The sequence below is a fragment of the Arthrospira sp. PCC 8006 genome (assembly GCF_046480465.1).
Lineage (GTDB): Bacteria > Cyanobacteriota > Cyanobacteriia > Cyanobacteriales > Microcoleaceae > Limnospira > Limnospira platensis.
This window is the reverse complement of record NZ_PKGG01000169.1, coordinates 1-11,767: the sequence shown is the minus strand read 5'-3', so window position 1 is coordinate 11,767 and position 11,767 is coordinate 1. Positions and strand designations below refer to the sequence as shown.

Genomic DNA, 11,767 nt, shown 5'->3' with positions numbered 1-11,767 from the left:
TGGTTGGCGGGGTAAATTTCGGGATCTGGTTGTGGTTGGGTAGTTTCGTAGGACTCTTGGTCTAAATCAGGGGTAGCTAGAAGGCGAATTAGAATAAATACGGCCCCACCTGTGATAATTACCCCACCAACTCCCAAGATAATCAGGGCTTTTGGGAAACTATAGGAGTTGCCCCCATTACCATTGCCGTTACTATTTTCCTGTGCTAGAAGCAGACCTTGAGAATTTGTAGTGGCTACCAAGGGAGATGGGGATATTATCTGATTGGTCTCCCTCGGCTGTTGTGCGACGGTCAAACTCTGACTAGGACTAGCAGCAACTAATCCCGACCCAGTTAAACTCAGCCACAGAAATAAAATTAAAGGATCAAAAGCCATGAAACTTAAATGGGGTGATAACTAAGAGCTGCTTTACGCTTTGGCCTGATCAGACGACTGCGATCGCCAATCTGGGCTTAATGGTAACATTTTTGTGGCTCCTTGCGGTTGATGCACCCTACCCCATACTAGCGAATTATTGGGGCGATCGCTAATCAACCCCCATCTATAAGGGCCTCCTGACATAAGCCTGGTTTAGTGGGGGCTAATTTTAAGTTATGCTTCCCTACATTAGGCAAATCTACGCCAAACCAGGTTATATAATACTAATCTCAAAGCTGCTGATTTACCGAAAGCCAAACCAACAGACCTAACACGGGTTGATTTAAGTCACGCTATCCTAAAGGGGTGTCAACTTGGAGGAGCTAATTAAAGTCATGCTAATCTCAAGGGAGTTAACCTCACGGATGCTGATTTTACCGAAACTGGGCTGATCATAACTTATCTCAAAAAGGCTATGATACCCAATAGTGAAATTCACAGATGATCCGCCTAAACCTGTAAGTGCTTTTCTGGTCAACTTTCGGCTTTCCCCATTACCTCAAAGTGGCGGCTATTGTTACTGATTGGGGGTTGTCTTCGCCCATTTATCGGTTTACTAATTCAGGGTTAAAAGTTAACAACTGTGAATAGTTGTTAATCAGCTAGGGAACAGCTTGACGGGGACAATGGGAAATATAGCAGCATAAATTTAATGGCTAATTTGCAGGTTGAGATGGTAACTAACTCTACCAGTCGGAAGGTGAGCCGAAATCAGATGGAAGCCTCCAAACCAACAGTTCAAATACCAGGGTATGAAGTTCTCGATCTTATCTACAACGGCTCGAGTACTGCTGTTTATCGTGGTTTGATTAGTGGCGATCGCCAACCTGTGGTAATTAAATTATTACACGATCGCTATCCTAGCGCTAATGAACTGGAGAAATTTCGCCACCAATATACTATCGCCCAATACCTGAAAGGATTACCAGGAATTGTTAATATATTAACTCTGCAACCCTACGGTAATGGATTAGCCTTAATTATGGCTGATGATGGGTTGATTTCCTTGGCTGAATATATCTATGAGTATCCCCTGGATATCCCCAAATTTTTGACTGTCGCCACGGCTATTGTGCAAATTCTTGATGGTCTACACCGTCGCCAAATTATCCACCGGGATATTAAGCCTCAAAATTTGCTGATTGACCCAATTACTTTAGCTATTCAGTTGATTGACTTTAGCATTTCGATTAGACTCTCAGATAATGTACTTTTACCACATCATAATAAAGCCTTAGAAGGGACTCCGGCTTATATTGCTCCCGAACAAACTGGACGCATTAATCGAGGCGTTGATCATCGGACAGATTTTTATTCTCTGGGGGTGACTTTCTATGAGTTATTAACTGGAAAATTACCTTTTAAATACAATAACCCCATGTCGTTTGTTCACGCCCATATTGCCAAACAACCTCAACCTCCCCATTTGATTAAGCCAGAAATCCCGTTAATTATTAGTGATATGATTCTGAAATTAATGGCGAAAAATCCTGAAGATAGATATCAAACTGCTTGGGGTATCTATATGGATTTGGTAGAGGCGAAGACACAATGGGAAATCGACAACCAACAGACATCTATTAAGCTGGGTGTTCCCTATGCAAGTTCCCCTGATAATTTGATAAAATTTAGGTTTGTCGAACTGACAAAACACCTATCTTTAGACGCTCATACGCAGTCGGAGGTTGACGAAAAATTGCAACGGTTAAATCCCTTAACTCAACGGCTATTACAGCAGGCTGCTTGTTTGGGGAATGAATTCGCCTGGGATATTTTATTGAGGGCTTCTCAGGTCTCACCAGCTCAAATGGGAGCGCTTTTGACTGAGGCGATCGCCGCTAATTTAATTGAGTTAGTAACGGCAAACTGCTATGGTTTTGTTAACCCTAGTATCCGCGCTGCTGCTTATCACCAAATTCTCCCTAACCAACGACCTGCTATCCACCTAGAATTAGGCAGACGGCTTTACCCATATCTGACAGAAAAACCCTTTGATGTTCAGGGTAAAACATTACATTTTATGGTGGTAAATCAGCTAAATTTAGGTGTAGATTTAATTGGGGAACAGTCGGAAAAGGATAAGTTAGCAGAACTCAATTTAACGGCTGGATTTTTAGCTGTAAATCAGCACAATTACCCTCAAGCGATCGGATATCTGATGGTGGGTATCGGTTTAATTGGTGTGGAGGGATGGACAAGACAATATGAACTTACTTTAGCACTTTATACCGAAGCAGCAAGGGTGGCTTATTTAGTGGGTAATGAGGAACAGATGAGTCAATGGTGCGATCGCATTTTGGCGGAAGCTCAAACTCTGGCWGATCAGGTAAAAGCCTGGKAATTAAAAATATTGATAGACCTTGATAAAAATGAATCCCAGACACCGATTATTAATACCATTAATTTATGTACACAGTTGGGGGTGGAAATTCCCCTTTATCCAAGTGAGGAGAGATTACAACAAGCGCTGGATAAATTGAGTGATTTATCTGATTTGTCTCCGGTTGAGTCTGATAATTATGGGGGATTATTTAATGATAATCAAGCCGATAATCCCCGGCGCTTTGCAGTACATTTACTGTCATTAATTTGGGAAGCTAGTCGCCGTTATTACCCCCAAATGGCGCGGCTTATTGGCTTGGAAATGCTCAACTTATCAGTGGATTTGGGAATAAGCGATCGCCTGGCTGTAGCCTACGCCGCCACAGGTTTAATCTTGACAGAATCAGGAGATGTAGATAGGGGATATACTTATGGTAAATTAGCCTTGAAATGGCTGCCTAAGTTAGATTTTATACCCTTAAAATCCCAGGTGTTACAATGGGTTAATCAAGGGATTATACCTCGCCGCGAGTCCCTAGCTAATTGGCGTTCTTGTTTACCTCCTGAACAGTTACCCCCCTTGGCTTATTTAACCGGAGTTGAATTAGGTTCTTTGAGTCCTACTCCAGCCATTAATACCCTCCAGGGTACTTTGACTGTAGAAGAGTGGTTGGCGAACTCATCAGAAGACATATTAACCTTTAATGATTATCTCGATCGCTTAATGGTTGCTTATATTTTGAGAGACTTTCCTAGGGGTTGGGAGTATGCACAATTAGCCAGAAATCATGTCAATAACCTAATTTGTGTGGTGTCAAAAGTCCTATTTTATGCCTATGATTCCTTAATTCAATTAGCCATTCATCCACCACCGCCAGAACTTTGGGAAACCGTTAGGAATAATCAGGATATTCTGCAATCTTTTTGTGTATCCGCACCTCAAAACTTTAGGCATTTATGGGAGTTGGTAGAAGCTGAAAAATATCGAGTTTTAGGAGACCGTCTTCAGGCGATCGAAGCCTATGACCGCGCCGTGGAATTAGCTCATCAAAATGGTCATAACCGCGAGTTAGCAGTAGCCAATGAACTAGCCGCACTGTTTTATTTAGACTGGGAACGCCACAAAATTGCTCGGACTTATTTAATTGATGCCTATTATGGTTATGCAAATTGGCAAGCATCCGCTAAAATAAAACTGCTAGAATCAGGTTATTTTCAACTGTTAAAACCTCTTCTTACTCGCCATAAATCACAGTATTTAGGAGCTACAGAAACCATTATTTCTAGTAGTACCGGTGCAGATGTTTTGGATTTGTCTACTACCATTAGAGCTTCCCAAGCATTGTCTGGAGAAATCGATTTAAAACAGCTATTGTCTAAGTTAATGCAAGTGCTATTAGAGACTGCTGGCGCGCAAAAGTGTTGTATTATTTTAGGCGATCGCTTATCCAATTTGGCTATAGAAGGGGTAGCCATTTGTGATATGATATCTACATCAAACTCTACCCATACAAATCCCGGCAAAATTCAAGTTATATCAGTGTTAGAATCTATCCCTATCACCAGTAGTCAACAATTGTCTCAGGGGATTATCGAGTTGGTCATGTCTACGGAAAAACCTGTCATTTTTGATAATGTTAGCCGTGATTTTATGAAGCCGCCAGAGGATGAATATTTACAGCAGAATAAACTATTATCTCTGTTGTGTATGCCGATTTATCATCGCGGCAATTTGGTGGGTATTTTATATCTAGAAAATAATTTAATTTCCGGTGCTTTTACCTCAGAAAGACTACAAATTCTCAATGTTTTATTTTCTCAAGCTGCTATTTCTATTGGTAATGCTCGACTTTACTCGAAAATTCGGGAAGGTGAACGACGCATGACTCAATTTTTGGAAGGAATGCCAGTTGGTGTGGCTGTAGTTGATAGTTTGGGGAAGTTACAATATATCAATCAACAAGCCAAACAATTACTTAATAAACAGCTTAAAATCGGTGATATTTGTGATGAATTTTTACCCATGCTACAGCCATTTGTAGATGGTTCTGTAGACAGTACCAATGCGGTTGATATCCATCAAGAAAAAAAGGCGATCGCTAATTTTCTGGAAATTAATCAAGGCGATAAATTAATCCCTATAGAAAGTTGGGTAACTCCCTACTATAACGCAGAAGGTGATTTAATCTATGCAATTATTGCCTTTCAAGATATTACCGAACAACAACAACGGGAAATCGCTCTCCGAGAAGCTGAGGAACGATATCGCAGCATTTTTGAAAATGCCTTAGATGGCTTATTTCAGAGTACCATAGATGGTAAATATCTGCGTGCAAATCCCGCCATGGCTAGGATATTGGGTTATCAGTCTCCAGAGGATATCATCAACAGCTGTGATGATATTTCCCAGCAAATATATGTTAATCCCGACGACCGCCAAACCTTTGAAACATTAATCAGAGAAAACGGAGAAGTCTCTAACTTTGAATGTCAGTTTTATCGGAAAGATGGTAGCAAAATCTGGATTTCTGAAACCGCCAGAGCCGTCCGAAATAAAGCAGGTGATTTACTCTACTATGAGGGACTATTAGAAGATATCACCTCACGCAAAATCGCCGAAAAAGAGCGATTAGAGTTATTAAATGAACTCTCCGAATTAAATCGCAATTTAGACAAAGCCTTAGATGCTGAATTTGAAATGACAGACGCTGCGGGTCGGTTTGTACCCCATCAGTTTCTTTCCTGCTTAGGTTATGAAAGTTTAGTCGAAGTTAAACTAGGAACTGCTGTTCAGAAAGAAATGTCAATTTTATTTTCTGATATCCGAGACTTTACCAGTTTATCCGAGGGTATGACACCAGAGGATAGTTTTAAGTTTATCAATGCTTTTTTAAGCCGTATGGAACCAGAAATTGTAGATAACTATGGTTTCATTGATAAATATATTGGCGATGGAATTATGGCTTTATTTGGTGAAAAACCAGACCACGCAGTTCAGGCGGGAATTGCTATGCTCAAACAATTAAGTGAGTATAATTTGACCCGTAGTAGACCCGGAAGGCGACCTATCCGCATTGGCGTAGGTATTCATACAGGAACCCTCATGCTGGGAACTGTTGGTGGTCGCAATCGCATGGATAGCACCGTTATTGGAGATGCGGTTAATTTGGCGGCTCGCATTGAGAGTCTCACCAAAAATTACAGCGTCTCCTTGCTAATTACCCACCAAACCTTAATGGGATTAGATGACCCTAATCAATACGCCTTTAGGATTATTGACAGAGTGAAAGTGAAGGGGAAAACTGATGCGGTAACAGTTTACGAGTTCTTTGATGCTGACCCCCCAGAATTACACGCCAAAAAGTTAGCAACTAAGGTATTATTTGAGCGTTCCCTATTCCTTTATTATCTCAACCATACCTCAGAAGCTAAACAGGGATTTCAGGATTGTTTATCTGAAAATCCTGATGATAGGGTCGCTAGAATTTACTTGAATCGTTGCTGGGAACAACTCCGCTATCAATAGGATTACCTAATTGTCTCAATTTACCGTTTTCCCCTCCCTTAGAGTTTCCTAAAATTGAGGCTTTGGTGTAGGGTGAGAATCGGTCTACATGAAGTGTTTAACAACCCCACTTAAATCTTGATTGAGGGGAGTACCCAAAGCCGTAAATTTCCATTTATCATTGTCTCGGTAAAGTTCCCCCATCAACATAGAAATTTTTTGGTCGTATGAAGGGTCTGCTGAGAGGTTATATAAAGCCATTTCTTCACCCCTAGCATCTACGACCCTGACAAAAGCATTTTCTACCTGACCAAAATGCTGTTGGCGAGTTTTAGCTTGGTAAATACTTACCCCAAGAATAATGCGGCTGTACCTATCTGCGATGGAATTTAAACGCATAAAAATACACTCATCATCCCCTTCTCCCTCCCCAGTTAAGTTGTCTCCAGAATGGTAAATTGTGCCATCACTAGACTTTAAATGACCATAATAAATCACATCATCTTTATAATTGCCGATTTTGTTACTATCCGAGAGTAAGATAGCATAAGCATCTAAATCAAAATCAGCACCTCCTCCGAATAAATTACCCAAAAAACCCTTAGATTCTGCTACATCCCATCCCAAACCCATCATCACATTAGATAGGTCATATTTACTTTTATCAAGGACAATACTTTGTCCTTTTTTCAGGTTAATACCCATGGTTAAATCTCCAAGTTTTGATGACGGAATTTAAACGTATTTATCTACGAAACTTTGCAATCCCTCATTATATCCCTGTCCAACTGCATGAAATCGCCATTCACCATTTTTATTATATAACCTGCCAAATTCGACGGCGGTTTCCCGAGAAAAGTCTTCTTCTAGGTCATACTTAGCAATCTCGGTATTAGTTTGCTGGTCATAAATACGGATATAGGAATTGCGGACTTGACCGAAATTTTGTCGCCGTTGGTCAGCATCATGAATGGTCACTACAAAAATCAATTCTTCAATAGCAGAATTAACCTGAGTTAGATCAATTTCCACAACCTCGTCATCACCACTTCCCGACCCGGTGCGATTATCTCCTAAATGGCGCACTGAGCCATCTGGGGAATTCAAATTATTGTAAAATACAAAGTATTCATCTTGGGGGATTTTGCCATTGCTGGCTAACATAAACACGGAAGCATCTAAATCAAAATCCACCCCGGTATCAGTAGCGTTGATATCCCATCCTAAACCCATTCCGACTTTTTCCAGTCCGGGGGACTCTTTGGCGAGATTAATCCGTTCACCTTTTTTAATGTTGACTGACATATTCGCTTCTCCTTGAACTAAATTTAGCTTTGAAAAACAATGCGTTTCTGATATTCGTCTTCTGTCATCATGCTATGGGAATCTGCTACCCTATCCAAAAATATGATCCCTTCTAAGTGGTCATATTCATGCTGAAAAATACGAGCGACAAACCCAGTTAGTTCTCGGTGTTCAAGATGACCGTCTCGGCTGGTATATTCAACTTCGATCGCCTGATAACGGTTCACAATTCCCCGAATTCCCGGAACACTCAAACAACCTTCCCAGTCAGCCACCATTTCATCAGATTTACCGATGATTTTCGGATTAATCATAGCAGTGGGTTCCATTTCGGGTGCTGCTGGATAGCGGATACTAGGACGGGAAGCGATGACTAAGATACGATCGCTATATCCCACCTGTGGCGCAGCAATACCCACGCCATTTTTTTCAATCACGGTTGCCATTAAATCATCAATCAGAGATTGAATGCGTGGTTCCCATATATTAGCAACAGGTTGAGCATGGTCACGCAGCACCGGGTCGCCTAACTGAGTAACCGCGAGTATATCTGCCATAGTAGTGTCTCCCAAATTCACAAACCGAGGTAGAACCGTTTAGCCAGTTGTTTGAGATGGCAAGTTCCCCGTTTTCACTTGCAAGATCCGGGAACTTCCGTTGCGATTCACCTCAATCTGTAGTATACTCCCTACAGTCTTACTTTGTACAATTTGCTGCACTCTTTCAGATGTTTTAATAGTTTGTTGGTCAAGATTGAGAATCACATCTCCCGCTTGCAGTCCGGCTATGTCAGCCGGGGAACCAGATACGACGTTCACAATTAATACCCCATCAGTGTCAGGAATAGCAAATGGCAAACCTTGGGTATTTTGGAGTTCTTGGCGGAATCTTTCGGTGAGAGTGACCATTTCAATTCCCAAATAGGCGTGTTCAGCGCGACCGGAAGTGATTAACTGTTGAGCAATTTGTTGAGCATGATTAATGGGAATCGCAAATCCCAACCCCTGAGCGCCGCTGATGATGGCTGTATTCATCCCAATGACCTCTCCCTTAGCATTCAGCAGGGGACCGCCAGAATTACCAGGGTTAATAGCAGCATCAGTTTGGATGAATCCAATGCGCTTGTCAGGAACACCCACATCAGTGCTAGAACGTCCTGTAGCGCTAATAATTCCGACGGTTACGGAGTTATCAAGTCCGAGGGGGTTTCCAATGGCGATCGCCCATTCTCCGGGGGAGAGTGTTTCAGAATTTCCGATAGTGACAATGGGTAAATCGGTCGCGTCAATTTTAATAACGGCTACATCTGTGACCGAATCAGTACCCAACACCCGACCATCATAGCGGCGACCATCTTTTAGTATAACCTGCACGGTATCAGTGCCTTCGACGACATGGCTATTGGTGAGAATGTGACCATCAGGAGATAAAATAAACCCAGAGCCAGTGCCTTCCTCAAAGCGATCGCTAGGGGGACGCATACCACGAGGGGGGCCCAACCCGCCAAAGAAATCCCTAGGGAGAGAATCATCAAAACGATCGCGACTGACCCGCCGAGAAGCATTAATTCTCACCACCGCCGGACCCACCTTATCGACTGCCTCTACAATAAAGTTAGAGGTTTGATCAGGGGAGGGATTAAAGGAGTTATTAAACCAATTAGGCGCGTTAACTCTCGGTTGGGATCTAGTTTCTGGGATACCCATATCAGTCCGATCTGGGGAACCGACCTGAGAAGCTGTTTCGCCATTAGGATTAACATTGTTGCCCAATTGGGTCTGTAGCCAGCGATCGCCCATTATCGCTCCGGTCCCGCCAATCAGCAAAAACAGAAAATAGATAATAGGGTGTTTCCAAAAGCCTTTTCTAGTGGTATCAGTCATAATGACTCAAATATAATTTAGTAGGGGGCTGTGCGGGGTTAGCATCTGATACCAACTTCCCGTCATGATCAGGCACTTTGTCCCAATCTAACATGATTTTTGCCAGCTCTGGCAGAATCGCCGGAGCAAATCTTTAATTTTGGTAAGCCGTGGATATTTCTCTTGAATAGTTATGGAATCAAGTTCTCGAACGTCTCCAGCTACAGCTTGGGGAGCCCACATACAACACCTGGATTAAAACGGCGATCGCCACTAGCCTAGAAAACCATTGTCTAGTAATTAGCACAGCTAACCCCTTCGCCTGTAATTGGTTACAAAAGCACTATCGGGAGATCATCGCAGATGTCGTGCAAGATATTTTAGGCGATCGCCTGGAAATTTGTATCACCACCGGAACCGGAGAATTAGTTACCATCGACCATCACAGTCCTAGGGTGTCATCGAGTGGGTTAGATACCGTAGGGGAAGTAGTCCCCACCGTCCATAAACCCCCTCATCTTAATTCTAAATATATGTTTTCCCAGTTTGTGGTGGGGGCGGGGAGTCGTTTGGCTCATGCTGCGTCTCTGGCGGTAGCGGAGTCTCCCGGACGTGAGTTTAACCCTTTGTTTCTCTGTGGGGGGGTGGGTTTGGGAAAAACTCATTTAATGCAGGCGATCGGTCATTACCGCCTAGAAATTAATCCATTAGCTCGTGTTTTTTATGTGTCTACAGAAAAGTTTACTAATGATTTAATTACCGCGATCCGCCGCGACAGTATGCAGAGTTTTCGCGACCATTACCGAGCCGCTGATGTCTTGTTAGTGGATGATATCCAGTTTATTGAGGGGAAGGAGTACACCCAGGAAGAGTTTTTCCATACTTTTAACACTCTCCATGAGGCGGGGAAACAAATTGTCTTAGCTTCCGATCGCCCACCGACGAAAATTTCCGGATTGCAGGATCGCCTATGTTCTCGGTTTTCCATGGGGTTGGTAGCGGATATTCAACCCCCTGATTTAGAGACCCGGATGGCTATTCTTCAGAAAAAGGCTGAGTATGAAAATATGCGACTCCCTCCAGCGGTGATTGAGTATATTGCGACTAACTACACCTCGAATATTCGGGAGTTAGAAGGGGCGTTAATTCGGGCGGTGGCTTATATTTCTATTTCCAGTCTTCCCATGACTGTGGAGAATATTGCGGCGGTTTTAACCCCCAAAGAACAGAGGTCTGAGTCATCCCCAGAAATTGTTATTCAAGCCGTCGCGGAGAAGTTTAAGGTATCGGTGGAGGATTTAAAAGGTCATTCTCGCCGCCGAGAAATTAGTTTAGCTCGTCAGGTGGGGATGTATTTGATGCGACAGCATACGGATCTGAGTTTACCTAAGATTGGGGAAGTGTTTGGAGGCAAAGATCATACAACGGTTATGTATGGCTGCGAAAAGATTACCAAACGCCGCGATCGCGATTCAGAACTGCATCAGATTCTCCAACAGTTAAGCGATCGCATTAATTTAAACAGTCGTTAAGTCGGGTAGAACCACTCGTAGCAAATCAGTTGTAAATCCTCCCCGGTAATTTCGCGGATTGGGGATTACACCTTTTCCGATGCCCTAGATACGGGGCGTTTTTGGGTAGAAGTGGGAACCGGACTTTGGCTTATTTTTATGGCTTTTAAATTAACATTCCTGCATGAATTTATGGCTGTTTAAAATCTCCGTATTGGTATGTTGACTTGGGAAATAATGGGAGAAATTCACATTTCTATGCCTTTTTATTTGGAGAAGTTGGGATGGTAGGAATCACAATCTTGAGACCTAGCAGTTAAGACCTTACCGACACCTGATAGCTGGTTCAACAGCCTTAATGCCTAGTTTCCATCTCAAACTCAGTAAAAACCTTGGCTTGTTCTAGTACAAGTTCAACCGCCATAGCCTGCATATCTGGAGGATAGCCATATTGTCGGAGAAGGCGTTTAACCATAATCTTCATGCGGGAGCGGACGTTTTCCTTAATGTTCCAGTCAATGGAAGCGTTGCGGCGGACACGAGCGACTAAAGCGATCGCCAGTTTTCGTAAATTCTCTTGACCCATCACATCTCGGGCGCTGTCATTTTGGGCTAAAGCATCATAGAACGCGAGTTCGTAAGGTTCTAGCCCTAATTCTTCCCCTCGATGCTTGGCTGCTTGAACATCCTTGCCTATTTCGATCAGTTCTTGCAAAACCTCAGTTACACCAATCACCTGGTTTCTGTAGCGTTTCAGGGCATCTTCTAGCATTTCTGCCAGTTTGCGACTCTGGACAATGTTAGTGCGGTGCTGTGCCTTAATTTCCTCCCTGAGTAGGCGTT

The 11,767-nt window shown here is 42.8% G+C and carries 6 protein-coding genes and 4 pseudogenes; 4 read left to right on the top strand and 6 right to left on the bottom strand.

Annotation, left to right across the window (positions count from 1 at the left end):
• Positions 1 to 377: pseudogene (locus B9T16_RS20190) on the bottom strand (HEAT repeat domain-containing protein); the annotation flags it as partial.
• Positions 378 to 615: 238 nt separating this feature from the next.
• Between B9T16_RS20190 and B9T16_RS20185 the strand changes: the two are divergent.
• From B9T16_RS20185 to B9T16_RS20175, 3 genes and pseudogenes are all read left to right on the top strand, one after another.
• Positions 616 to 750, top strand: a pseudogene (locus B9T16_RS20185) (pentapeptide repeat-containing protein); the annotation flags it as partial.
• Positions 751 to 864, top strand: a pseudogene (locus B9T16_RS20180) (pentapeptide repeat-containing protein); the annotation flags it as partial.
• 207 nt (positions 865 to 1,071) lie between these two features.
• Complete coding sequence (locus B9T16_RS20175; RefSeq protein ID WP_410245603.1) at positions 1,072 to 6,267, top strand: protein kinase domain-containing protein; 5,196 nt, start codon at positions 1,072 to 1,074, stop codon at positions 6,265 to 6,267.
• An 84-nt stretch (positions 6,268 to 6,351) separates the two neighbouring features.
• Here B9T16_RS20175 and B9T16_RS20170 read toward each other — a convergent pair whose 3' ends face one another.
• Genes B9T16_RS20170 through B9T16_RS20155 form a run of 4 tightly spaced genes read right to left on the bottom strand, consistent with a single transcriptional unit; the run spans position 6,352 to position 9,434 of the window.
• Positions 6,352 to 6,951, bottom strand: coding sequence for a TerD family protein (locus B9T16_RS20170; protein WP_006618876.1), 600 nt, complete (start codon positions 6,949 to 6,951; stop codon positions 6,352 to 6,354).
• Between the two features lie 30 nt (positions 6,952 to 6,981).
• The gene (locus B9T16_RS20165) at positions 6,982 to 7,551 is read right to left on the bottom strand and encodes a TerD family protein (protein ID WP_006618875.1); all 570 of its coding nucleotides are present in this window, start codon (positions 7,549 to 7,551) and stop codon (positions 6,982 to 6,984) included.
• A gap of 23 nt (positions 7,552 to 7,574) precedes the next feature.
• Positions 7,575 to 8,108, bottom strand: coding sequence for a peptide deformylase (def, locus tag B9T16_RS20160; protein ID WP_006618874.1), 534 nt, complete (start codon positions 8,106 to 8,108; stop codon positions 7,575 to 7,577).
• Positions 8,109 to 8,147: 39 nt separating this feature from the next.
• Positions 8,148 to 9,434: an HhoA/HhoB/HtrA family serine endopeptidase gene (locus B9T16_RS20155; protein ID WP_410245602.1), complete on the bottom strand. Its 1,287-nt coding sequence runs from the start codon at positions 9,432 to 9,434 to the stop codon at positions 8,148 to 8,150.
• A gap of 149 nt (positions 9,435 to 9,583) precedes the next feature.
• Between B9T16_RS20155 and dnaA the strand changes: the two are divergent.
• Positions 9,584 to 10,945, top strand: a pseudogene (dnaA, locus tag B9T16_RS20150) (chromosomal replication initiator protein DnaA).
• 334 nt (positions 10,946 to 11,279) lie between these two features.
• On the opposite strand, the gene B9T16_RS20145 reads toward dnaA, so the two are convergent.
• Positions 11,280 to 11,767, bottom strand: a 488-nt coding sequence (locus B9T16_RS20145) for a type I restriction enzyme endonuclease domain-containing protein (RefSeq protein WP_410245601.1), incomplete at its 5' end; no start/stop codon positions are given.